Genomic DNA, 23487 nt, shown 5'->3' on the forward strand with positions numbered 1-23487 from the left:
CCGGACCACCCCGTGATTGGTCCGGACACGGGCCTGTGTGCGGGCCCGCGCCGCCTGAGCGGCACGGTCCCAGGGCGTCACAGATACGCCCATACGGTGCGGCCGAGGCCCCCGTCGCGGGGACGCACCCCCCATGCGTGCGAAACAGCGTCCACCAGCATCAACCCTCGACCGCCTTCCTGGTCGGCCCCGGGCGTCCTGGCTCGCGGCACCGACCGGGCACAGCCCTGGTCGGCCACCTCGAGTCGCAGGCGCCCACCCACCATGCGCAGGTCACAGCGGACCCGCGCGCTGGTGGTGTGGCGGACCGCGTTGGTGAACAGTTCCGAGACCACCAACTCCGCGTTGTCCCGGACCTCTTCGCCGACTTCCCATTCCCGCAGCCGTGCCAGGACGAGCCTTCTGGCCTCTCCGACGGCGGTGCTCGACGCCGGGAGGTGGAACGCGTCCTGAAGGCACTGGGCGAGGGAACCGCCCCCGTGCCCTGACCGGAGAGCCTCATGGGAAGGAGCCACGTCGCCACTATGCGCCCCGTTGCTTACTCCTGGCAAGGAGCAATCTGTAATTTACAGAATCACATCGCACAGACTGTTCCCGAGACTGATCGCATGCCAGACTGCGGACGACACAGCGGAGTTGGAGGGGAGCGGTAGTGGCGGACATCCGGCCGGGCGGCGCTCCCACCGTCCTGCGCGTCGTGCTCGGCAAGCGGCTGCAGGACCTCCGGGAGAAGGCGGGCCTGTCCTTCGAACAGGCCGGTGCCGCCCTCGACGTCACCCACGCGACGATCCGGCGGATGGAGAAGGCCGAGGTCGGCCTGAAGATCCCGTACGTCGAGAAACTGCTGACGACCTACGGGGTCACCGAACCCTCCGAGATCGACAGCTTCCTCGGCCTGGCCCGGGAGGCCAACCAGCGCGGCTGGTGGCACCGGTTCCGGGACGTGCTGCCGGAATGGTTCAGCGCCTTCGTCAGCCTGGAGGGCGCGGCCAGCATCATCCGTGCCTACGAACCGCACTACGTCCCCGGTCTGCTGCAGACCGAGAGCTACGCCCGCGCCGTACTGCGCGCCGGGATGCCGCACGCCTCGGAGGCGGAGATCGAGCGCGGGGTCGCCCTGCGCATGGAGCGCCAGGCGCTGCTCACCCGGCCGGACGCGCCACTGCTCTGGGTGGTGATGGACGAAACGGTCCTGCGACGGCCCATCGGCGGCGCGGAGACCATGCGCGAGCAGATCGACCGGCTCGTCGAGACGTCGGCGGCCCCGAACGTGCGGCTCCAGGTCATGCCGTTCGCCGCCGGACCGCACCCGGCGATGTACGGTCCCTTCCATATCTTCCGGTTCCCCATCCCGGAACTCCCGGACATCGCGTACAGCGAAAGCCTGGTGGGCTCGGTGTACATCGACCAGCGCGATGACGTGTCCGTGTTCCTGGAGGCACTGGACCGGATGTGCGCGCAGGCCGCGCCCGCACAGACCACCCAGGCCCTTCTGGGTGGCATTCGCAAGGAGATCTGAACCATGGATCGCATACACGGGGACCGCGAGCGGATCTACAACGGCATGCCGGCCAGAGATCTCGGCACGGAAGGCTGGCACAAGCCGTGGAGCGGCGGCAACGGGGGGAGTTGCGTCGAGGCCATGAAGCTGGGAGACGGACGGGTGGCGCTGCGCCAGTCGACCGATCCGGACGGCCCGGCTCTCATCTACAGCCGCCATGAGATGAGAAGCTTCATCCAGGGCGCCAAGGCGGGCGACGCGGACTTCCTGCTCGCCTAGGGCCCGACCACGACGTTTCTGAGGAGAACGGTGTGACCGACCAGAGCTTCTCCCCCAAGGAGATAGACACCAGCAGAGCGCACCCGGCCCGCATGTACGACTACTTCCTGGGCGGCCGGGACAACTACGAGGTCGACCGGGAGGCCGCGGAGCTGGTCATCGGGGAACTCCCCGACATCCGGGTCACCGCCCGGGAGAACCGGGCCTTCCTCGCCCGGTCGGTCCGCCACGTGGTGCGCAACGGCGTGCGCCAGATCGTCGACATCGGCACCGGCATCCCCACCTCGCCCAACACCCACGAGGTGGCGCATGCCGAGGACCCGCGGGTGCGGGTGGCCTACGTCGACAACGACCCCATCGTCGCCACCCATGCCGGGGCCCGCCTGACCAGCGCCCCCAACACCAGCTTCGCGCTGGGCGACGTGCGCGACCCCGAGAAGATCCTGCACTCCCCGGCGATCGCCGAGTTCATCGACTTCGACCAGCCGGTGGCCGTACTGCTCGTCGCGGTACTGCACTTCGTCTCCGAGGAGGAGGACCCGCGGGCCATCGTGGCGACCCTGCGGGAGGCCATGCCCAGCGGCAGCTTCCTGGTGCTCTCGCACGCCACCTCGGACTTCCACCCCGGCGACCACGACGACACCTTCCGCGCCTACCGCGGATCCACGGCGCCGCTGACGGTCCGCTCGCACCGCGGGGTGGAGCGCCTCTTCGACGGCTTCGAGCTCCTCGACCCCGGCGTGGTGCAGCTCCCGGCGTGGCGGCCGGACGGCACCCCGCCCACGCCGGAGGAACTGCGCCGGATCGGCTTCTACGCGGGGGTGGGCCGCAAGAGCTGACCTCCGGTCCGCGGAATCCGCTCCAGCACACCGCCCGCGAAGACGTCGTACAACGGCAGCGACTCCAGGTGCACATAGCCGATGTGGCAGTCGCACACCGCGAGCGGGCAGGGGCGGGGCCGCAGGGCGGCACGGTAGGAACCGTCGTAGAGATTGCCCAGTTCGTCCCGGACGAAGTGGCAGCGGCGGACCGTACCGTCGCCGTCCACCGAGACCACCGAAGCGCCGGTCCGGCAGGGGAGACCGGCGCTTCGGTGCGGGTGGCGGCTGTACTCGAACAGCGGGTCCAGCTCCGTCCACACCGCCGCCTCCGCATCGGTGTAGGTCCGGCCCTCGGCGGCGTTCACCCACAGGTACACGCGCTCCGGCAGCTCGGCGCGGAGCCGGCGGGCCTGCTCCAGGTGCTCCGGCAGGCCCACGACGCCCACGCTGAACCGCACACCGCGCCCGTCCAGCTCCCGGCACTTGGCCATGAACCGGTCGTACGGCGTCTGCCCCGGATGGTAGGTGCACCACAGCGCGAGCGTCTCCGGGTCCGCCCCGGCGACCCAGTCCGTGCGGCAGCTGAGGTTCGTCTGGATCGCCACCCGCCGGATGTGCGGCAGCCGGGACAACTCGGTGAGGGCACGCCGGTACCAGGAGCGCACCAGCCCCTCGCCCCACGGTGTGAACAGCACCGACAGCCGGTCCTCGGTCCGCGCCGCCGCCCAGTCGGCGAACCGCTCCAGCGCCGCCCGGTCGGCGCGCAGCTGCTCCCGGCTGTCCCGGCGCTTGGCGAACGGGCAGTAGGGGCAGTCGTAGTCGCAGGAGGCGAGCGGCCCCCGGTACAGGATCGTCAGGTCCATCGGATCACCGTCACTTGAGTTCGTACGCGGCCATGTCGGCACGCACGGCGGGTGAGAACAGCTCCGGGCCCAGGGCGTCGGAGTGGGCCAGCCCCTCGGCCGACAGCCGCAGGTGCCCGGGGCCCGCCGCCTCGTCCAGCCAGCCGAACCCGGCGAACCGCGCCAGTTCCCGGGGGAAGTCGTCCGCCGGCCCGGTGCCGAACCGGGCCCGGTACTCCTCCACCGCCAGCCCCTCCGCCTGTAGCAGCGACTGGAGCAGATGCCGCCGCCGGGCCTCGCCGGCGTCCATCCACCGCCCGTACTCGGCACGGGCGAAGTCCGCCGCGGGCCGGGACACGTAGTCGTCGACGATGGCGCGGATCTCCCGCATGTCCACCGCGTAGTCGAACGAGTAGTGCAGCGCCGAGGTGTAGGACCGGGCGCCGCAGCCCAGCCCGATCATCCCGTCCGTCTGACAGGCGTGGTCCACCCCGCCCTCGGCGACGACCGCCGGGGCGTCGGCCCGCCGGAACATCCGCATCGACACCTGCCGGTAGCCGGCGGCCAGCAGATGGTCGCGCCCCTGCCGGTACAGCGCCAGGCGCTGCTCGTCCCAGGCCCGGTCCGCGCCCGCGCCCAGCCGGCCCAGCCCGGTCAGCGGGCGCACGTAGAGCGGGTACAGGTACAGCTCCTCGGGACGCCAGGCGAGGGCCGCGTCCAGCGACCGGCGCCAGCTGTCCGGGGTCTGCCCGTCGATGCCGTAGATGAGGTCGATGTTGAGCACCGGTATCCCGGCGTCCCGCACCCGGCCGAGCGCCGCCTCGACGTCGGCCCGCCGCTGCGGGCGCACCGCGGCCCGCGCCTCGGCCTCCACGAAGCTCTGCACCCCCAGACTCAGCCGGGTGGTGCCGCGTTCGGCGAGTACCGCGAGCCGGTCGGCGGTCGCGGTCGCCGGGGACGCCTCCACCGACAGCGGCACCGCCCGCAGATCCGCGCCCATCCGGTGCTCGGCGATGTCGCACAGCCGGGTCAGCTCCGCCGCCGTCAGGAAGGTCGGGGTACCGCCGCCGAACGCGGCCGCGGCGAACCGCGGCCGGTCGCCGAGCGCGGCGCGCACCGGGCCCGCCTGCCGCTCCAGCGCGTCGAGGTAGGCGGTGGTCAGCCCGTCCGGCGCGCCGATCCGGGTGAACAGGTTGCAGAAGCCGCACCGCACTTCGCAGAACGGGACGTGCAGGTAGAGCGAGAGGGCGTCGGTCGGCTCCCGCTCCCACAGCCCGGCCAGTGCCGGACGGTCCGGCAGCCTGCGGTAGGCCGTCTTGTGCGGATAGGCGTACACATAGCTCTGGTACGGCCGGGGCACGGCCCCGGCCGTACCGCTGCCGGGGGTGGGGCCTGCGCTGGTGCTCTGGGTGGTGGTGCTGGGCATCGGGATCAACGGGCCTCGAGGAAGAAGTGGGTGTACGGCACGGTCCACACGACCGGGTGGCCGATGCGGTGGCCGGTGTAGCCGTCGTCGTCATAGGCCGTGCCGTGGTCCGAGCAGACGATCGCGAAACAGGGCCTGCCACGGCCGCTCGCCGCCGCGAACAGCCGCCCGATGTGCCGGTCGACGTACTCCAGGGCCGCCGCGTGGGTGGCCCGGGAGTCCCCCGCCTCGCGGGTGGCACCGGGCAGGTGGAACCAGTTGGGCTGGTGCAGCGCGGAGACGTTGACGAAGAGGAACAGCGGCCGCTCGCGCGGCACCCGGTCCACCGCCCGTTCGGCGCACGCCACCTGGGCCTCGAAGGACGTCGGCGAGGCGACGCCGAACTCCGGCTCCCAGTGGCTCTCCCGGAACAGACCGGGCAGCACCGAACCGAGCGCGCCCTGCTTGTTGAAGAACCCCACGCCGCCCACGCACACCGTGTGGTACCCGGCCGCCGCCAGCCCGGACACCAGGTCCGGGGTGTCGAACACATAGGTGCCCCCGGCGGTGGTCTCGCTGCCCGCGAACCGGGCCGCGAACAGCCGCCGGTGCGGACCCGGGGCGGCCGGCGTCGGCAGGAACCCGGCGAAGATCGCCTGGTGGGAGGCGTAGGTGAAGCTGCCGGGCGCGTGGTGCTCGGCCCAGCGGCCACCGGGCAGCCGGCGGGCCAGGTTCGGGATCCGGCCGGCCGCGGCCAGTTCGGCCGCCACGTCGTGGCGGAGGGTGTCCAGGGTGACCAGCAGCAGGTCGTGGCTGCCCACGACCTCGTTCATGTCCGGCAGTTCGAGCTGCGCGGGGCCGGGCTCAGGCAACGGCATCGTGGTGGTGCTCCTCGTGTGGGGCGTGCAGCGCCGCGGCGGCGACCTGCGCGCCATAGGTGTCCAGGCCCTCCGCGCCGCTGCCCGGCAGGCCGGTCAGCCCCGGCAGCAGATCGCCGAACGCGTTGACCTCGCCGACGGCGAAGCGCCGCCAGCCGGTGCCGGGCAGCAGGTCCACCCCGACGCACAGGGTGCCGGGGAAGCAGGCCGCGGCCCGTTCGCACAGCCCGAGCACCGCGGCGAAGGGCACCCCGGCCGCCTCCGCCGCGGCCCGGGCCGCGGCCAGATCGCCGCGCGCCCCGCCCAGGTGCAGGTTGGTCATGGGGGAGCGGCTGGTGCGCACCACCGCGTGGGTGGCCCGCCCGCCGGTCACCACGACCCGCAGATCGGCGGCCCGGCCGCCCAGGGACGCCTTGGGCAGCCAGCGCTCCACGTGCAGGCCGTCCGGGGCCAGCGCGTCGACGATGGCGCCGACCTCCGCCTCGGAGGTGTACCGGCGCACCCGCAGCGAGTTGAACAGCGCGCCGTCCGGGGCCCGCTCCACCGAGGTGGCGGCCTGGACCCGGCCCGGCCCGGACCGCTCGACGGCCAGCACCCCGGACGCCGACGAACCGTGCGCGAGCTTCACGAACGCCCGGCGCAGTCCGGCGGTGCCCAGCAGGGCGCGGACGTCCTCCCAGCCGCGTACCGGCACACCGTCCGGCCCCGAGGTGGGGGAGGGCGGCACCGTGACGCCCGCCCGTTCCAGCACCGCGTGGCACAGCCGCTTGTCGAACAGCACGGCCAGCTCGGCCGGGTCGTCCAGCAGCCGCGCGCCGGACGTGTGCGCGGCCGCGGCGACACCGCGCACGGCCCCGGTGAACCGGGCGTACCAGCGGGCGGTGCCCTCCACCCGGGTCGGATCGGCGACCCCGCGCAGCCGGCGCTCGACCTCCGGCTCCTCGCCGGGGGAGTCGACCCGCACGGTCTCGCCCCGCCGGAACGCGGCCCCGCCGTCCAGCACCTCCCGCCAGGGCAGCACCCGGGGGGCGGGCAGCCCGGCCGCCCGTACGGCGGCGGCGAACAGCGTCACCCGGCGGTTCTCCGGGTTGCCGACGACCGCGAACCGCGGGCCGGCCGCGCCGCCCGCCGGGCCGCGGGCCGGCGCCTCCGGCGGCGCGGGCGGCGCCGGATCACTCGGAGACCGCGACATACCGGCTCTCCCGGACCTCACCCCGGAACTCCCAGGTGTGCGGCTTCTCCTGCCCGGACAGCTCCACCTCGACCCCGGCCGGCTCCAGCGCCTCGCGGAGCCGCGCCATCATCGCGTCGGACAGGTAGTGGTGCCGCAGGTCCAGCCGGGACAGATGGGTCAGCGGCTGGCCCGCCAGCAGGGCCTCCGCCCCGGTGTCGGTGAGGATGCCCATCGACAGGTCGAGGACGTCGAGCCGGGCGACCACCGGGGCGGCGGCCACCGCCGCCGCGATCTCGTCCTGGATCTCACTGTTCATCAGCCCCAGTCGGCGCAGCGCGGGGAGCCGGGCTCCGGCGAGGACCGGGGCGAGATCGGCGACCGTCGCGTCCCCGCCGTACTGGTCGACGCCCAGCCACAGCTCCAGGTACTCCAGCGCCGGGAGATCGCTGGCCGACACGGCCCGCACGACCTCGCCGGGCAGGCCGCCGGACTCCAGCCGCAGGGTGCGCAGCCGCTCGTGGCGCACCGGCCGCAGCGCCAGGTTCTCGCCCGGCTCGTTGTAGCCGCAGCCGCGTGCCACGAACTCGGTCAGCTCCGGGAACGCCTCCAGCACGGGCGTGACGTCGGACATCTGGAGCCAGGAGACCTCGCACTCCTCGGCGGTGACGTCGGCGAGGAACAGCGCGCGCAGGGCGGGCAGCCGCGGCGCGGCGGCCACCAGCAGGTCCAGCACCGGCTGGATGGGGACGTACTCGTCGTCCCACCACGCCCCGATCACCAGCGCCCGGACCTCCTCGGGGGCGACGGTGTCCAGGAACTGCCGCCACACCTCGGCGAACGGCCGCTCGGTGTCGTAGTCGATGGCGATCCGCCAGGCCACCGCGTCCGCGGCGGGCAGGGCGGCGGGGTCGTTCTCGACGCAGTGCAGGAAATCGGTCACCGGCAGGTCCCCGAAGGAACCGAGGTAGTCGCTGATCACGAGGTGTGCTCCCGTCGTACGGTCGGCGAGGTGGCGGTCCGGGCGGGGCCGCGGGGTCCGGGGGCGGGCCGGCGGGCGGCCGGTCGGCGCCGCGCGCGCGGCCCGGCCGGGATCATTCGGCGACGGCCGTGTAGCGCTCGACCGTGCCCTCCTCCTCGTCCTCCCACTCGTCACCGCGCTCGGAGAGGTCGAGTTCCACCCCGGCCCCCTCCAGCGCGTCGCTCAGCCGGGCCGACACCTCGTCACTGAAGTAGTTGTGGTGCAGGTCCAGCCACTCCAGGTGGCTGAGCGGCTGCCCGGCCAGCAGCGCCTCCGCGCCCGCGTCGGTGAGCACGCCCATCGACAGGTCCAGCGACCGCAGCTGGGCCACCACCGGGGCACCGGCGACGGCGGCGGCGATCTCGTCCTGGATCTCGCTGTTGCGCAGGCCCAGGTGGTGCAGCCGGGGGAAGCGGCCGGAGGACAGGATCGGGGCGAGGTCCGCGACGGTGGTGTCACCGCCGTACTCGTCCACCCCCAGCCACAGCTCCAGGTACTCCAGCGCGGGCAGTTCGCTGGCGGCCACCCCGCGCACCACGCCGCCGGGCAGCCCACCCGTCTCGAAGGACAGGGTCCGCAGCTTCTCGTGGCGCACCGCGGGGAACTCGAGCTTGCTGCCGCCGCGCACCCCGAACTCCTCCAGCGCGGGGTAGGCGTCGAGCACCGGGGTGACGTCCGACTGCTCGATCCAGGAGATCTCCTGCTGCTCGGGGACGATGTCGCCGAGGAACACCGCCTGCAGCGCGGTCAGCCGGTCCCGGGCCGCCACCAGCAGCTCGACCAGGACGCCCGAGTCGTTGTCGTACGCCTCACCCCACTGACCGAGGATCACCGCCCGCACCCGGGCGGGGTCGACCGTGTCCAGGAAGCGCGCCCAGACGTCCGCGAACTCCGTGTCCTCGTCCTCGTAGGGGTTCACCGAGATCCGCCAGGCCACGGCGTCCGGCTCGGGCAGCCCGGCCGCGCCCTCGACGGGGAAGTCGAAGGCCGGGAGGCCGTGCAGTTCCTGCAAGTGCTCGACAGCGGACATGAGACGGACTCCTGACGCGGATGCGGGCTGGTGTACGAAGGGATTTGTACCAAGGGCCACCGACACCGCGGCCCCCGGCCCGCTGGTGCCGGCCCCGACCGGGTCACCGGTGGCGTCACCGGTGTCGCGAAGGTCACACCCGTCCCGCGAACGCTTCGCCGCCCGGCGCACAAGTACCGGGCAGGGGGCCGCGGTCTGCGCGGTCACGGGGAGATGGGGGATGAGATGGCAACGGATGACGATCTCCTCATCCGTTCGGTCACGGACGCGGAGGCGTTCGAGCCGTTGGTGACACGGCACTCGGCCGCACTGCACGGGTACCTGGCGCGCCGCGCACCGGACGCGGCGGACGATCTGCTGGCCGAGGTGTGGCTGCGGTCCTACGCCGGCCGGGCCGGCTACGACCCGGCCCGCGGCACGGTGCGCACCTGGCTGTTCGGCGTGGCCCGCAACGTCCTGGCCGCGCACTGGCGCCACCGCGGCCGCGCCCCGCACCCGGGCGGCGGCGAGGAGAGCAGCGACCCGTGGCACGCGGTCGACCAGCGGCTGGACGCCGCGGCGGTGGCGCCACTGATCCGCCGCACCCTGGCCGAGCTCCCGTCGGTGGAGCGGGAGTTGCTGCTCCTGGTCGCCTGGGAGCAGCTCACCCCGACGGAGGCGGCGGCCGTGGTGGGCATCCCGGCGGGCACCGCCCGGTCGCGGCTGCACCGCGCCCGGTCCCGGCTGCGCACCGCACTCGCACCCCCCGAACCACCCCGCACACTGCGCATGGCAGGAGGCCCCGCGTGAACCAGGACTCTCCGGACCCCGGCACCCTCGACTTCCCCGGGGCCGACCGGCTGCGGGCCGCGGGTGACGTCGCCCCGCCGAGCGGCGCCGCCGTCGACGCGGCGCTGCGGGCGGTCCGCGCGGCCGCCGCGGCGGAACGTGCCGCGGCGGAACGCTCCGCCGAGGACGCCCCGGCGGACGGCGCCGTGGTGGTGCTGGCCCCGGCCGCGCCCGGCCGTCGCCGCGCGGGCCGGCTCCGGCCGGCCGCCGTCGCCGCCGTGGCGGCCGCCGCCGTCATCACCGCGGCCGCCGTGCTCCCGGGTCTGCGCCCGGACGGCGACCCGGACCGCACCGTCACCTCGACGGTCGCGAGCGGCGCCGGCACCTTTCTCCGCCATATGGCGGCCGTCGCCGCCGAGCGGCCCGGCGCGCCGAACGACGCGGCCGTCTGGAGGGTCCGCACCCGGGTGTGGGCCGACGGCCGCGAGGCGTCGGACACCACGGCCTGGGTGACCCGCGACGGGACGGCGGCACTGGTCCGGGACGGCAAGGTCAGCCACCGGCCGTACGACGCCGCGGACGCGCCCGTCAACTGGGTCCTGTTCGGAAAGCGGATGTCCTGGAAGAACGTGGCGAGCCTGCCGACCGCCCCGGACGAACTCCGCGAGCGGATCGTCCGCCGGTCCGCCTCGCCATCGGCCCGGGCCGAGGCGTTCACCACCATCGACCGCCTGCTCGCGACCTCCCCGGCGGGCCCGGAGCTGCGCGCCGGGCTGTTCCGGGTCCTCGCCGGCATCCCCGGCGTCCGCCTGGTGGGCGACGTCGAGGACGGGGCCGGGCGGGTGGGCACCGGGGTGGAGCTGGACCGGTCGGCGACGAGCGTCCTCCGCATGGTCCTCGACCCGCGGACCTCGCGGGTGCTGGCCTTCGACACGGTGGAGCGCGGCGCGCTCGTCCGCCGTACCACCTACCTCGAAGCGGGGCCCGCGAACGGGATCCCGCTGCCCGGCGAGGGGCCGGACCTCCGGGGCGGGTCCGGCACCCCCGACCCGGGATCCCGGAAGGACGCGCAGCGCGCCACCGCCCGCACCGAGCCCTGACCCCGCCGTCCGCACCCGGGCCTGCCCCTGACCCCCCAGCCCGTACCGGGCCCTGACCCCACCGCCCGTGCCGGGCCCTGACCCCCTCGCCGCTTCCGTCCCGCGGGCGCGCCCCGCCCGCGGGACCCACCGCCCTGACGGGCCGTCCACCGCCGGCCGGCCCCGAGTCCGCGCGGGCCGCCCGGCATCCGCCGACGGCCGGCCCGCCCCGCACCACCCACGGGATCACCCATGCCGACACTCTCCGTGATCGTTCCCTTCCACAACGTGCAGCAGTACGCCGAGGACGCCCTGCGCGGCCTGGCCCGCAACGCGACTCCGACGACCGAGTTCGTCCTGGTCGACGACTGCTCCACGGACGCCACCGGCGAGATCATCGACCGGTGGCTGCCCGCCCTGCCGGGCGCCACCCTCATCCGGCACGAGACCAACCGGGGCATCGCCCGCAGCCGCAACAGCGGCATCGACGCGGCCGGCGGCCGGTACCTCACCTTCCTCGACGGCGACGACTGGTACGCGCCCGGGTACCTCGCCGAACTCGTCCGCGCCATCGAGGAGTACGACTGCGACTTCGTCCGGACCGACCATGTGCAGAGCACCGGGAAGAAGCGGGAGATCCGGCGGGCCCCCGGGCCGCGCGGCACGGTCCGCGACCCGCGCGCGCTGATCGGCCCGCCCGCCGCGACCTCGATGGTGGACTACCCGTTCGTCTGGGCGGGGATCTACCGCCGCCACCTCTTCGACGACGGCAGGATGCGGTTCGCCGAGGACCTGCGCACCGCCGAGGACCGGCTGTGGACCTGGCGGCTGCACCTGACGGCCGCCTCCTGCGCGGTGGCGGGCCTGCTCGGGGTGTTCTACCGGCGCGGGGTGCCGACCTCCCTGACCCGGATACCCGACGCCCGGCAGCTGGACTTCATCGCCGCCCACGACCGGCTGCTCGCCGAGGTGGCCGCCGACCCCGAGGCGGACCGCTTCCTCCCCAAGGCGGTACGCACCTACTGCGCGATGATCGCCTTCCACCTGGCGAACCAGCGCCGCTACGAGGCCCCGGTGGCCGGGGAGCTGCGGAAGCGGGCCGGCGAGGCGCTGCGGAACATGCCGCAGGACCTGCTGGACCGCACCCTGGCCGGGATGGACCCCGAGCGGGCCGGCGTCCTGCGGCGGGCGCGGCGCGCCCGCCGCTGAGACCGCGGCCCAAGGCGCCCCCAGCCGCTACCGGTCAGCCCCGGAGGCAGACCCCGCCGAAGCCGCCCGCACCCTCCCTGTCGGACCCCCCGCGTAGCGTCGTGGACATCGACCGGCCGCCGTTCCGCGGCCGGTCCCCGCGAGGGTGCGTACGACCGGACGGCGCGTACGCCCCAGGGGAAGGGGCGAAGGGGAAAGACATGTACCGACAGGGGGACGTGCTCATCGTGCCGGTGGGTGAGGAGGCGCTGCCGCCGGGCACCACCGCGCTGCCGCGGCAGCCCAGGGACGCACGCGGACGCCTGGTGCTGGCGCTCGGCGAGGTCACCGGGCACGCGCACGCGGTGGTCGGACCGGGGGAGCTGATGCGGGAGCCGGGCCCGTTCGGGGTCTCCTACCTGCAACTGCCGGACGGCGGACGGGTGGTGCACGAGGAGCACGCCGCGATACCGCTGCCCAAGGGGTGGTACCGGGTGGTGCGGCAGCGGGAGTACGCGCCGGGCGCCGTGCGCGTCGTGGCGGACTGAGACGGACGGGGGACGAGGACATGACGACAGTGGTGAGCGAAGGCCGGGGCGCCGGGACGGCGGAGCCGGCGGCGGGCGGACGGACCGGGCCGGGCACGGCCGGGGCCACCGGCGGGCGGACCGACTGGCGGGCGGTGGCCGCGGCGACCGGCCCCGCCGACCGGGCGGCGGCGGAGGCGGGCGTCCGGCTCGCCTACCGGCAGGCCGGGCTCGACGAACCCGCCCGGGTGGTGTGGGCGGCGTCCCCGCTGGAGGGCACCGCCGCGGCCCTGCTGCTGACCGGCGACGGCGCCCTGCTGCCGGGGGACGTCGCGGCCCGGGCCACCGGTCTGCTGCGGGCCGCCGGGATCGCCCCGGGGCCGGAGGCGGCGGGCCGGTCGGTCCGGGAGGAGGTGCGCACCCGCCCCTGGGCGGCCCGGCGCGAGCGGCTCCACACCGACCTGGGCCCGGTGGGCTGGGCCGAGCGCTGGGCGCTGACCGCGGCACCCCTGTGGGACGTGACCCGGGCGCTCACCGAGCGGGTCCGCACGGGGGTGGTGGAGGAACTGGCGTCGGACCCCGGCGAGGAGCTGACCGTCCGGCTGGCCCTGCTCCACGCCGTGCTCGGACAGCACGACGCCCCCTGGCTGGCGGCCGTCGACGGCGCGGCGGAGCCGGTGCCGGACGGCGCGGCGGACGCGGACCCGGCCGCCGGCCCGCCGGCCGGCCCTGCCCAGGTGGCGCGCGCGGCCGGCTGGTGGTGGCCCTACGAGCGCCTGGTGATCATCTCGGAGCGTCCGGTGGAACTGCACCGGGACGAGGCGGGGCGGCTGGACCGGGGCGACGGCCCCGCACTCGCCTACCCCGACGGCTTCGCGCTGTACGCGTGGCGGGGCATGCCGGTGCCCGCGGACTTCCTGCGGCAGCTGTCCGGGCTCACCCCCGCCCGGATCCGCGGCGAGGAGAACGCCGAACTGCGGCGGGTGATGCTGGAGCACTACGGATACGAGCGCTACCTCGCCGAATCCGGGGCCCAGCCGGTGCACCGGGACGACACCGGGGTGCTGTGGCGGATCGAACTGCCCGACGACGAGCCGGTGGTGATGGTGGAGGTGATCAACTCCACTCCCGAGCCGGACGGCACCCACCGCACCTACTGGCTGCGGGTACCCCCGCGCACCCGCACCGCCCGCGAGGGCGTCGCCTGGACCTTCGGGCTGGATGCCGAGGACTACCACCCGCGCCGGGAGACCTGAGCGCCGGGCGGCCCGGCCCGGCCGGAGCGGCGGAACGGAAGATCATCAGCCGTGCGCGGGAATTCAGCAGATAATGAGGTGACCTGCTCCCGCCCTCTGGAGGTGCCGTGACCGCTTCTGACTCGACGGAGCCGCAGACCCGCCGCAGGCCGCTCGGGAGGCTGCCGGGCCTGCCGCGCCCGGCCGCCTTCGGAGCGGACCCGACGGGGGAGCGGATGGCGCGCATCCGGAGGTCGCCGCACTTCGCGGACGGGGTGTTCACCAATCCGGTGGCCTCCCGGATCACCCCGTCGGGTTCGCTGCTCAAGTTCCTGCCGACCTACTTCCGCAAGGAGGACCGGATCCGCAGGGCGCCCGCCGGCACCGTGCCGGTCCACCCCACGACCCTCGCCGACCTGGCCGCGGCGCCCGCCTCCGGGCTCCGGCTGACCTGGATGGGGCACTCCAGCGTGCTGGCGGAGATCGACGGGCGGCGGGTGCTGTTCGACCCGGTCTGGGGCGAGCGCTGTTCGCCGTTCACCTTCGCCGGCCCCCGGCGGCTCCACCCGGTCCCGGTGCCGCTGTCCGAGGTGGGCCCGCTGGACGCCGTGGTGATCTCCCACGACCACTACGACCACCTGGACATGCCCACCATCCAGGCGCTGGTCGGCACCGGGGCGGCGTTCGTCGTCCCGCTCGGCGTCGGGGCCCATCTGGAACACTGGGGCGTGCCGCCGGGCCGGATCACCGAACTGGACTGGCACGAGTCCACCGAGATCGCCGGGGTCACCCTGACCGCGACACCGGCCCGGCACTTCTGCGGGCGCGCGCTGCGCAACACCCAGCACACCCTGTGGGCCTCCTGGGTGGTGGCCGGGCCGGAGCACCGGATCTTCCACAGTGGCGACACCGGCTACTTCCCCGGCTTCGCCGACATCGGCGCCGCCCACGGGCCGTTCGACGCGACGATGATCCAGATCGGCGCCTACAGCGAGCTGTGGCCGGACATCCACATGACGCCGGACGAAGGCATGCGGGCCCATCTGGACCTCCAGGGTGGCGCGCCGAGCGGAATCATGCTGCCGATCCACTGGGGCACGTTCAACCTCGCCCCGCACCCGTGGGAGGAGCCCGCCGAGGGTTCGGTGACCGCCGCGGAGACCGCCGGTGCCACTGTGGTGATACCCCGCCCCGGCGAGCCGTTCGAGCCGGCGGCAGGGCTGCCGCTGGAACTGTGGTGGCGGGCGGTGGCCGCCCGCCCGGAGGGCGGCGGACGCGAGGCCGGACTCACCGCCGGGGTGCGGGACAGCACGGTCGCGGTCCCCCGGAAGCAGGCCCAGGCGCACCTGTAGCCCATCGGCCGGACCGGCCCGGTCCCCGGCGTCCGGCGCGGGCCCCGGCCGGGTGGCTTCCGGCCTGCTGCCGTCCGTCTCCGGCGGCGGTGCCGCAAGGGGCACGCCGTCCGCCCGGTCCCCGGGTCCACGGGCCCCCGGCGGACGATGGCAGTCGCAGTCGCACCGGACCGTCAGGACGAGCGGGCCGGGGCCCCGGCCGGGCAGCGGGGGCAGCCGGACCTCGCGCGGGCCCCGGCACTCCGCGTGGGCGTCCGCGTACTCCGGCCGCTCGGTGGCGAGCCGGCAGGCAGGAGCCAGGTGCCGCTCGCCGCTCACCGGCAGGCCCGCTGCTGCCGGGTCCGGCGGGTGAGCACGTCGACGGTGGCGGGCCGGGGCCCGAGCGCCGTGTCCACCACCTCCCGGAGGGCCCGCTGGAGCCCGGCCGGGTCGGTGAGACAGCCGCCGGTCGGCGGGACGTGCCAGTGCAGTCCGGGCGGGCAGGTGTGGTGCGCGGCCGGTACGGCGACGTACGTGGTGGTGCTGTGCAGCTCGACCTGCTGGAGCGCGGGCCAGTCCCAGGCGCGGCCGGTACCGGGCGGGATGAACCAGTACATGCGTGCCGCGAAGCCGTCGTGGATGACGGCACCGGTCCTCGCGAGCCGGTCCAGAGCCGGTATCCCCACGAAGGTGGGGACCTTGATCGCGTCCCACCACCGTCCCGCCGGGACGAGCGTGACGTCCGGCCCGGCGGGAGGTGTCCACGGTGTTTCGGTTGCGTAGTCGTGCGTGGAGCTGCGCTGTTCACTGCCCATGCCGGCGACGGTAGGCGCGTTCGAAAAGGGTGCTCAATGGTAGTCGGGCCGGGCGCCCCGCCGAAGTACCAGCGTGACTCACATCGGCAGTCGCACGGCGTCCGCGAGGGCCCGGATATCCGGCGTCAGGGTGCGGCGCCGCACGACGATCCGGCCGAGGATGTCTCGGGCGTACCTCTGCTGCGGCAGCCACTCAGGACTCGAGGCGTTGATCCCGGTCAGTAGACGCACGGCTTCGGTGTAGTCCCGCATCCGGGCATGAGCGTCCGCGACGTCGAGCAGGTGGCGATTCCGATTGTTCGACGTCGGCCGCATACCGTCGGTACGGACCCGGCCTGCCAGACGCAGGACGTGATCCGGCTTGCCCGCCACCGCCGCGTTCTCCACCCGCTTCAGCTTCACCGTGACGGGGCCGAACCGCCTCAGGAAGTCACCCTCGGGGGAGTACTCGCGGCCCAGCGCCACCGCTGCCGCGTGAGCCAGCCGGATGGCCTTCTCCGCCTCGTCGGGGCAGGCGTCGCGGATGGTGGCGGCCGAGACGCGCAGCAGCATCCACCCCCACGTCGCCAGCTCCGCCGGTGCGGCCCGAGACATCCGTGGCTCGATGTCGTCCGCCCACCGGACGGCCAGTTCACGCGCGTCCGACAAGCGGCCCTGACGCAGCCGAAGCCAGCACAGGGTGTTCACCGTGGCTGCCCCGTCGAGCTGGTCCGTGGCGTTGTCGAGGGCAGTGGTGAGGGCTGCGGAAGCCGCGTCGAACTGCCGGGTCTGGGTGAGTACCCATCCGGTCAGTTGCAGCAGCCGTGTCCGGGTCGCACGCCCCTCCTGCCCGAGCGCGGCAGCATCGCGCAACAGCGCGGGCAGCGCGGCCGAAAGGTCCGCGAAGCGATCGCCGGAGAACAGGGGGGTGATGGCGTCGACAGCGGCACCCACCCCCGTGACGGTCGGCGGCTCCTGTGGTGCGTCGGCTGCGGTGGGCGCCAGCAAGGCGCGGCGTACCGGTTCCCACAGGTCCGTCGTGTCGGTGTCCGCGGACTGCGCGCGCGGCTGGGAGACCAGTCGCATGGTGGGAACCCCGAGGGCAACGGCCAGTCGCCGGGCGGTCTCCATACGGGGCGCGGAATGCTCCCCCTGCTCCAGCACCCGGATGGTGGAGACGGACACTCCGGCAGCGTCGGCCAAGGCCCGTTGGGTCAGCCCCCGACGCTTCCGGATCTCCCGCAGACGGTCGCCAAAGGACGTGCTTTCGGGCATGGTTGCCCCCATTCCGAACTCGACACTCGGAACGGTACCCCCGCCCGGGCGTCCGTGCTCCGTCCGATCACGCGGGACCCGGCGTCCACCCGGCGGTGGCCTCCTCAGGACCATCGCGGGGAGCCGCGTGAACCTCCCGCAGCCGGACGAGGTGACCGGGAAGCACCGCAGGTTTCGCGTTCAGGCTCGTGCGGCCGCCACCAGGGCCGCCATCACCCTCGGGTCGTCGCCCGCTTCCGGGTGCCACTGGACGCCCAGTGTGAAGGCCGCCGCGTCCGGGAGCTCCACCGCCTCCACCGTGCCGTCGTCCGCGTAGGCGGCGGGCACCAGGCCGCTGCCGAGGCGGTCGAGCGCCTGGTGGTGGTAGGTCGGCACCGTCACCGGTTCGGGGAGCAGCCGGGCCAGCAGGGTGCCCGGCACCGGCTTCACCTCGTGGTGGGCGAAGACACCGGGCGGACCGCCGTGTCCCTCCAGGTGCTGGACGAGCGTGCCGCCGAGCGCCACGTTGAGCAGTTGCATGCCGCGGCACACGCCCAGCAGCGGCAGGCCCGCGGCCAGTGCGGCCTCGATCAGGGCGAGTTCCCAGGTGTCGCGCTCCCGGGCGGGCGGGCCGGTGCGGGGGTGCGGGGCGCAGCCGTACCGCACCGGTTCCACGTCGGGCCCGCCCGCGATCACCAGCCCGTCCAGCCGGGACACCACCGCGGCGGCGGCCCGCGGGTCGTCCGGCGGCAGCTGCGCCGCGAGTCCCCCGGTGCGCTGCACGAGCCGGTGGTACCCGGCGGGCAGCAGCGCCGCGGGCAGGTCCCACACGCCCCAGCGGGCGGAGGACTCCAGGTAGGTGCTGATGCCGATCAGCGGTGGTCGCCCGGTCAAGGGTTCCTCCAACGGTTCGTCAGGCTGCGGTGTTCAGTCGCGGGACAGTTCCGCCTCGGCCGCGGCGAGTGCCGCGAACTCCTCCTCGGGCGCGGCGGCGACGAGGCGGTGACGGCTGTAGACGGCGAAGTAGCCGAGGGCCACCGCGTACACGCCGAGCGCGATGAACGCCGCGTCCCGGTCCACCAGGAACGTGGCCACCAGCGCCGAGCATGCCAGCACCAGGGCGACCGACGAGGTCAGCACGCCGCCCGGGGTGCGGTAGGGCCGGTGCAGCTGCGGCTCGCGGCGCCGCAGCACGATGTGCGAGAGCGCCATCAGGGCGTAGGAGATGGTCGCGCCGAAGACGGCGACGTTGAGCATCCGGGCGCCGTCGCCGCTCCATGCCGCGAGCGTGAAGCCGAGCGCGCCGGGGACCACGAGCCCCAGGTAGGGCGCCTTGCGGCGGCTGGTGAGGGAGAGGAAGCGGGGCAGGTATCCGGCGCGGGAGAGGGCGAAGAGCTGCCGGGAGCCCGCGTAGATCAGCGAGAAGAAGGAGGCGACCAGGCCGGCCAGCCCCGCGTAGTTGACGATGCGCGACCACACGGTCGGCTCGCCGTCCGGTTGCAGCGCCTGCACCAGCGGGTCGCCCACCGAGTTGACGGCGGCCGAGCCGCGCGCGCCGCAGGCGGCGACGAAGGTGACCAGGGCGAGCAGCAGCAGCACGGCCATCGCGGCGGCCATGGCCTTCGGCAGCGTGCGGGCCGGGTCCTTCGTCTCCTCGGCGGCCAGCGGTACGCCTTCGACCCCCAGGAAGAACCACATGCCGAACGGGAACGCGGCCCAGATGCCCAGGATGCCGAAGGGCAGCCAGGAGTTGGCGCCGAACGCGTCGTGGTCCACCGGGATGTCGTCCAGCGAGCCCGCGCTGAACTCGGTGAACGCGGCTCCGGCGAAGATGAGCAGCGCGACCACGGCGATCGCGGTCACCACCAGGCTGAAGCGCAGGGCCTCGCCCACGCCCCACAGATGGATACCGATGAAGATCACGAAGCAGGCGAGGAGGACCGGCCAGCCGGACTCCAGGCCGAACAGGTTGAGGGACTCGACGTAGTCGCCGATGAACAGCGAGATGGCGGCGGGCGCCAGGACGTACTCGATGAGGATCGCGGTGCCGGTGAGGAAGCCGCCCCAGGTGCCCAGCGCGCGCCGCGCGAATCCGTAGCCGCCGCCCGCCGTCGGCAGGACCGCGGCCATCTCGGCGAGCGAGAACACCAGACAGGTGTACATCAGCCCCATGAGGGCGGCGGCGATGGCGAGGCCGCCGAAGCCGCCCTCGGCCAGGCCGGCGTCCCAGCCGGAGAAGTCGCCGGAGACCACGTAGGCGACGCCCAGCCCGGTCAGCAGCAGCGGTCCGGCGCTGCCGCGGCGCAGCGTGCGCCGCTCCAGATAGGCGTCGGTGGCGGCGTCGGGGGACGGGGCGGCGCCCGGCGGGGCGGCACCGGCGGGGGTGCGGGACTGGGTTCCATCGGCCATGGGACGCTCCTGGCTCCACCCGAGAGGGCAAGTGGGCAATGGTGTGGGGCCATACCTTTGCCGTGCCTGGCCGCGCTACGCAAGCCCCGTGCGTAAAACCGTGGTTACCGGAACCTCACAGCGGCCCGCCGCCGGACCGCCTCCGGCCGGGGTGAGGCGTCTCGCGAGGCCGCTTCCGGGCGGTGGTGAGGCGCGTCGCGAGGCGGCGACCGGGCGGGTGTGCGGCGCGTCGCGGGGCCGGAGCCGGGGCCGGGGCCGGGCGGGGGAGGCGTGTCCGCGGGCCCCCCGGGTCCGGGCGCCTCGCGGCGCGGGGGCCGGGCGGGTGCGCGGCTGCCGGGTTCAGACGGCCGCCGGCCCGGTCAGGAAGCCGCGCAGCAGCGCCGCCGTCCCCGCGCAGTGCTCCCGCATCACCTCGCGCGCGCCGTCCGCGTCCCCGTCCAGCACCGCCTCCACCAGCGCGGTGTGCTGGTGCTGGGAATGCTCCAGGTTCCGCACCAGCAGCGGGATGCAGTCCAGCAGGTCGTTGACGGTGGCCCGGACCGCCGCGTACTGCGCGGCCAGCGACGGCGAGCCGGACAGCTCCGCCAGCGTCAGGTGGAGCAGGGTGTCCTGGCGGCGGTACTCCGGCAGCGGGGCCGCGCCGGTGGCCTCCAGCGCCGCCCGCAGCCGCGCCTCCTGCCCGGCGTCGAGCCCGTGCGCCGCGCACAGCCCGGCCGCCCCCACCTCCAGCACCTCGCGGAACCGCAGCACGTCCTCCACGTCCACCCCGGCCACCCGGCGGCGCAGTTCGTCCTCGCCGCGCTCCGGCTCGGGCCGGGCGCACACGAAGGTGCCGCCGTACCGGCCGCGCCGGCTCACCACCAGGCCCTGGTCCTGGAGCACCTTCAGCACCTCGCGCAGTGTCACCCGGCTGATCTGCAACCGCTCCGCCAGGTCCCGCTCGGCGGGCAGCCGCCCGCCCTCCGCCACCAGTCCGAGCCGCACGATCTGGAGTATCTGCTCCAGCGCCTCCTCGAACCCGTTGCCGGCCCGCACCGGCCGGAGCACCGCCGCCAGCCGGTCCTCCTCCGCCGTCGGGCCGGCCTCCGTACCCGGGTCGCTGTTCATCGAACCCTCCGCCGCTACTTCCCAACCAATGGTCTGTGTGCCTACCTTATGACCCCGGTCGCATCCACACAGGAGGCAACACCGTGTCAGACCGCACGCCCCCGCTCTCCACCGGGGAGCTGAAAAGGCTCGTCGACTCCGGGGAGATCGACACCGTCGTCCTGGCCTTCACCGATATGCAGGGCCGACTCCAGGGCAAGCGGTTCGCCGCGCGCTTCTTCCTCGACGACGTACTGGACCACGGCACCGAGGGGTGCAACTACCTCCTCGCCGTGGACGCCGACATGAACACCGTCGACGGCTACGCGATGTCCTCCTGGGAACGCGGCTACGGGGACTTCGCCATGCACGGCGACCCCGGCACCCTGCGCCGCACCCCTTGGAACCCGGGCACCGCACTGATCACCGCGGATCTCGCCTGGCACGACGGCTCACCCGTCCTGGCCTCCCCGCGGCAGATCCTCCGCCGCCAGCTGGACCGGCTCGCCGAGCGCGGCTGGACCGCCTACGCGGGCACCGAGCTGGAGTTCATGGTCTTCCGGGACACCTACGAGAGTGCCTGGTCGCGCGGCTACCGGGAGATGAACCCGGCCAACCAGTACAACGTCGACTACTCCGTCCTCGGCACCGGCCGCGTCGAACCCCTGCTGCGCCGCATCCGCAACGAGATGGGCGCCGCCGGGATGACCGTGGAGTCGGCCAAGGGCGAGTGCAACCTCGGCCAGCACGAGATCGCGTTCCGCTACGCCGACGCCCTCACCACCTGCGACCAGCACGCCGTCTACAAGACCGGCGCCAAGGAGATAGCCGCCCAGGAGGGGATGGCGCTCACCTTCATGGCCAAGTACGACGAGCGCGAGGGCAACTCCTGCCACATCCACCTGTCGCTGCGCGACGAGGCCGGACGCCCGGTGCTCGCCGACGACACCGCCCCGTACGGCATGTCCCCGACCATGCGGCACTTCCTGGCCGGGCAGCTCGCCGCGATGCGCGACCTCACCCTCCTCTACGCCCCCAACATCAACTCCTACAAGCGGTTCCGCCCCGGCTCCTTCGCCCCGACCGCCGTCGCCTGGGGACCGGACAACCGCACCTGCGCCCTGCGCGTCATCGGCCACGGCCACGCCCACCGGCTGGAGAACCGGCTGCCCGGCGGCGACGTCAACCCCTACCTCGCCGTCGCCGGCATGATCGCCGCCGGTCTGCACGGCGTGGAACACGAACTCGAACTGCCCGAGCCCTGCACCGGCAACGCCTACACCGGCGACGCCCGGCACGTCCCCGCCACCCTGCGGGAGGCCGCCGAACTGTGGGGCGCCAGCGGCATGGCGCGCGACGCCTTCGGCGACGAGGTCGTGGAGCACTACCTGAACATGGCGCGGGTCGAGCAGGCCGCCTTCGACAGCGCCGTCACCGACTGGGAGCGCTACCGCTCCTTCGAGCGGATGTGAGGACCGCAGCGTGACCGTGCACCCACCCGACATCACCCACCTCGACGTCACCGACCCGTCGACGGAGGAGGTCATCGCCACCGTCCCGGTGACCGGCCCCGCCGAGGTCGGCGCGGCCGTCGCCCGGGCCGCCGCGGCCCAGGCCGGCTGGGCCGCCCTCGCCCCCGGCGACCGTGCCCGGCTGCTGCGCCGCTTCGCCGCCGCCGTCGACGACCACCTCGAGGAGCTCGCCGGCCTGGAGGTCAGGGAGGCCGGGCACCCGATCGGCAACGCCCGCTGGGAAGCCGGCAACGTCCGCGACCTGCTGGAGTACGCGGCCGGGGGAGTGGAGCGGCTCACCGGCAGCCAGATCCCGGTCCCCGGCGGGCTCGACGTGACCTTCCACGAACCGCTCGGCGTGGTCGCCGTCATCGCCCCGTGGAACTTCCCGATGCCCATCGCCGCCTGGGGCACCGCGCCCGCCCTCGCCGCGGGCAACGCGGTCCTCCTCAAACCCGCCGAGACCACCCCGCTCACCGCGCTGCGGCTGGCCGCGCTCGCCCTGGAGGCCGGGCTGCCCGAAGGGCTGTTCCAGGTGCTGCCCGGACCGGGCCCGGTCACCGGTGCCGCCCTGGTGGAACACCCCGGCGTCGCCAAGGTGGTGTTCACCGGGTCCACCGCGGTCGGCAAGGCGATCATGGCCAAGTGCGCCACGACGGTGAAGCGGGTCACCCTGGAACTCGGCGGCAAGAGCCCCAACATCGTCTTCGCCGACGCCGACGTCGAGGCCGCCGCGGCCGCCGCCCCGGGCTCCTTCCTGGACAACACCGGCCAGGACTGCTGCGCCCGCAGCCGCATCCTGGTGCAGGCACCGGTCTACGACCGCTTCCTGGAACTGCTGGAACCCGCGGTGCGGTCGTTCACCGCGGGCGACCCGGCGGACCCCGCCACCCGGATGGGCCCGCTGATCTCCGCCGCCCAGCGGGAGCGGGTGCGGTCCTACGTGCCCGAGTCCGCCCCCGCCGCCATCCGGGGCGACGCCCCCGCCGGCAAGGGCTTCTGGTACCCGGCGACCGTCCTGGAGGGCAGGCCGGAGGACCGTACCGCCGTCGAGGAGATCTTCGGTCCGGTGGCCGTCGTCATCCCCTTCACCGACGAGGCCGAGGCGGTACGGCTGGCCAACGCCACCGACTACGGGCTGTCGGGCTCCCTGTGGACCCGCGACGTGGCCCGTGCCATCCGCGTCTCGCGCGCCGTCGCCGCCGGGAACCTGTCCGTCAACTCGCACAGCAGCGTCCGCTACTGGACCCCGTTCGGCGGGTTCCGCCAGTCCGGCCTGGGCCGGGAACTCGGCCCGGACGCGCTCCACGCCTTCACCGAAACCAAGAACGTCTTCATCAGCACGGAGGACTGAGCA

Annotated in this window: 23 protein-coding genes; 11 read left to right on the top strand and 12 right to left on the bottom strand. The window is 74.3% G+C overall.

All coding sequences use genetic code 11. The annotated features are described in order from the left end of the window. Positions 1 to 77 precede the first annotated feature (77 nt). Positions 78 to 515: an ATP-binding protein gene (locus tag ACH4B3_RS08865; protein ID WP_398462052.1), complete on the bottom strand. Its 438-nt coding sequence runs from the start codon at positions 513 to 515 to the stop codon at positions 78 to 80. A 137-nt stretch (positions 516 to 652) separates the two neighbouring features. On the opposite strand from ACH4B3_RS08865, the gene ACH4B3_RS08870 reads away from it, so the two are divergent. The 3 genes from ACH4B3_RS08870 to ACH4B3_RS08880 are packed head-to-tail and all read left to right on the top strand — an operon-like array spanning position 653 to position 2619. Continuing rightward, positions 653 to 1519, top strand: a complete 867-nt coding sequence (locus tag ACH4B3_RS08870) for a helix-turn-helix domain-containing protein (protein WP_398462053.1) — start codon at positions 653 to 655, stop codon at positions 1517 to 1519. Positions 1520 to 1522: 3 nt separating this feature from the next. Continuing rightward, entirely contained in the window at positions 1523 to 1780 is a 258-nt protein-coding gene (locus ACH4B3_RS08875; protein ID WP_398462054.1) for a DUF397 domain-containing protein, read from the top strand. Positions 1781 to 1812: 32 nt separating this feature from the next. Next, positions 1813 to 2619: an SAM-dependent methyltransferase gene (locus ACH4B3_RS08880; protein ID WP_398462055.1), complete on the top strand. Its 807-nt coding sequence runs from the start codon at positions 1813 to 1815 to the stop codon at positions 2617 to 2619. Here the strand turns inward: ACH4B3_RS08880 and ACH4B3_RS08885 are convergent. The 6 genes from ACH4B3_RS08885 to ACH4B3_RS08910 form a co-directional block, all read right to left on the bottom strand. After that, positions 2592 to 3464: an STM4011 family radical SAM protein gene (locus tag ACH4B3_RS08885; protein ID WP_398462056.1), complete on the bottom strand. Its 873-nt coding sequence runs from the start codon at positions 3462 to 3464 to the stop codon at positions 2592 to 2594. The two genes, ACH4B3_RS08880 and ACH4B3_RS08885, sit on opposite strands and share 28 nt — an antisense overlap. Before the next feature lie 10 nt (positions 3465 to 3474). Continuing rightward, positions 3475 to 4869, bottom strand: coding sequence for an STM4012 family radical SAM protein (locus tag ACH4B3_RS08890; RefSeq protein ID WP_398462057.1), 1395 nt, complete (start codon positions 4867 to 4869; stop codon positions 3475 to 3477). Between the two features lie 5 nt (positions 4870 to 4874). Next, the gene (locus ACH4B3_RS08895; protein ID WP_398462334.1) at positions 4875 to 5681 is read right to left on the bottom strand and encodes an STM4013/SEN3800 family hydrolase; all 807 of its coding nucleotides are present in this window, start codon (positions 5679 to 5681) and stop codon (positions 4875 to 4877) included. Between the two features lie 31 nt (positions 5682 to 5712). Next, positions 5713 to 6918 carry an STM4014 family protein gene (locus tag ACH4B3_RS08900; RefSeq protein WP_398462058.1) on the bottom strand — a complete coding sequence of 402 codons (1206 nt, stop codon included), beginning with the start codon at positions 6916 to 6918 and terminating at the stop codon, positions 5713 to 5715. Then, positions 6899 to 7879, bottom strand: coding sequence for an STM4015 family protein (locus ACH4B3_RS08905; protein ID WP_398462059.1), 981 nt, complete (start codon positions 7877 to 7879; stop codon positions 6899 to 6901). The genes ACH4B3_RS08900 and ACH4B3_RS08905 overlap by 20 nt, the downstream gene beginning before the upstream one ends. A gap of 112 nt (positions 7880 to 7991) precedes the next feature. After that, complete coding sequence (locus ACH4B3_RS08910) at positions 7992 to 8948, bottom strand: STM4015 family protein (protein ID WP_398462060.1); 957 nt, start codon at positions 8946 to 8948, stop codon at positions 7992 to 7994. A gap of 225 nt (positions 8949 to 9173) precedes the next feature. Between ACH4B3_RS08910 and ACH4B3_RS08915 the strand changes: the two genes are divergently transcribed. From ACH4B3_RS08915 to ACH4B3_RS08940, 6 genes are all read left to right on the top strand, one after another. Beyond that, positions 9174 to 9737: an RNA polymerase sigma factor gene (locus ACH4B3_RS08915; RefSeq protein WP_398462061.1), complete on the top strand. Its 564-nt coding sequence runs from the start codon at positions 9174 to 9176 to the stop codon at positions 9735 to 9737. Next, a complete protein-coding gene (locus ACH4B3_RS08920) occupies positions 9734 to 10816 on the top strand; it encodes a CU044_5270 family protein (RefSeq protein WP_398462062.1) in 1083 nt (360 codons plus the stop codon). The genes ACH4B3_RS08915 and ACH4B3_RS08920 overlap by 4 nt, the downstream gene beginning before the upstream one ends. A 231-nt stretch (positions 10817 to 11047) precedes the next feature. Continuing rightward, a complete protein-coding gene (locus tag ACH4B3_RS08925) occupies positions 11048 to 12004 on the top strand; it encodes a glycosyltransferase family 2 protein (RefSeq protein WP_398462063.1) in 957 nt (318 codons plus the stop codon). A 200-nt stretch (positions 12005 to 12204) separates the two neighbouring features. Further along, the gene (locus ACH4B3_RS08930) at positions 12205 to 12531 is read left to right on the top strand and encodes a hypothetical protein (protein ID WP_398462064.1); all 327 of its coding nucleotides are present in this window, start codon (positions 12205 to 12207) and stop codon (positions 12529 to 12531) included. 20 nt (positions 12532 to 12551) lie between these two features. Next, positions 12552 to 13766 (top strand): DUF6745 domain-containing protein, encoded by a 1215-nt coding sequence (locus ACH4B3_RS08935; protein WP_398462065.1) that lies wholly within the window; start codon positions 12552 to 12554, stop codon positions 13764 to 13766. A gap of 107 nt (positions 13767 to 13873) precedes the next feature. After that, positions 13874 to 15097 carry an MBL fold metallo-hydrolase gene (locus tag ACH4B3_RS08940; protein ID WP_398462066.1) on the top strand — a complete coding sequence of 408 codons (1224 nt, stop codon included), beginning with the start codon at positions 13874 to 13876 and terminating at the stop codon, positions 15095 to 15097. 314 nt (positions 15098 to 15411) lie between these two features. On the opposite strand, the gene ACH4B3_RS08945 is transcribed toward ACH4B3_RS08940, so the two are convergent. The 5 genes from ACH4B3_RS08945 to ACH4B3_RS08965 form a co-directional block, all read right to left on the bottom strand. Next, positions 15412 to 15891 carry a hypothetical protein gene (locus ACH4B3_RS08945; RefSeq protein ID WP_398462067.1) on the bottom strand — a complete coding sequence of 160 codons (480 nt, stop codon included), beginning with the start codon at positions 15889 to 15891 and terminating at the stop codon, positions 15412 to 15414. 78 nt (positions 15892 to 15969) lie between these two features. After that, the gene (locus ACH4B3_RS08950; RefSeq protein ID WP_398462068.1) at positions 15970 to 17157 is read right to left on the bottom strand and encodes a helix-turn-helix domain-containing protein; all 1188 of its coding nucleotides are present in this window, start codon (positions 17155 to 17157) and stop codon (positions 15970 to 15972) included. A gap of 168 nt (positions 17158 to 17325) precedes the next feature. Next, positions 17326 to 18018 (bottom strand): gamma-glutamyl-gamma-aminobutyrate hydrolase family protein, encoded by a 693-nt coding sequence (locus ACH4B3_RS08955; protein WP_398462069.1) that lies wholly within the window; start codon positions 18016 to 18018, stop codon positions 17326 to 17328. 33 nt (positions 18019 to 18051) lie between these two features. Continuing rightward, positions 18052 to 19533, bottom strand: a complete 1482-nt coding sequence (gene eat, locus ACH4B3_RS08960) for an ethanolamine permease (protein WP_398462070.1) — start codon at positions 19531 to 19533, stop codon at positions 18052 to 18054. Positions 19534 to 19872: 339 nt separating this feature from the next. Continuing rightward, positions 19873 to 20640 (bottom strand): FadR/GntR family transcriptional regulator, encoded by a 768-nt coding sequence (locus ACH4B3_RS08965; protein ID WP_398462071.1) that lies wholly within the window; start codon positions 20638 to 20640, stop codon positions 19873 to 19875. 83 nt (positions 20641 to 20723) lie between these two features. Here ACH4B3_RS08965 and ACH4B3_RS08970 point away from each other — a divergent pair, with 83 nt between their 5' ends. Then, a complete protein-coding gene (locus tag ACH4B3_RS08970; protein WP_398462072.1) occupies positions 20724 to 22091 on the top strand; it encodes a glutamine synthetase family protein in 1368 nt (455 codons plus the stop codon). Positions 22092 to 22101: 10 nt separating this feature from the next. Next, positions 22102 to 23484, top strand: coding sequence for an aldehyde dehydrogenase family protein (locus tag ACH4B3_RS08975; protein ID WP_398462073.1), 1383 nt, complete (start codon positions 22102 to 22104; stop codon positions 23482 to 23484). Positions 23485 to 23487: the final 3 nt, after the last annotated feature.

It is taken from the genome of Streptomyces sp. NPDC018031 (assembly GCF_044327625.1).
Lineage (GTDB): Bacteria > Actinomycetota > Actinomycetes > Streptomycetales > Streptomycetaceae > Streptomyces.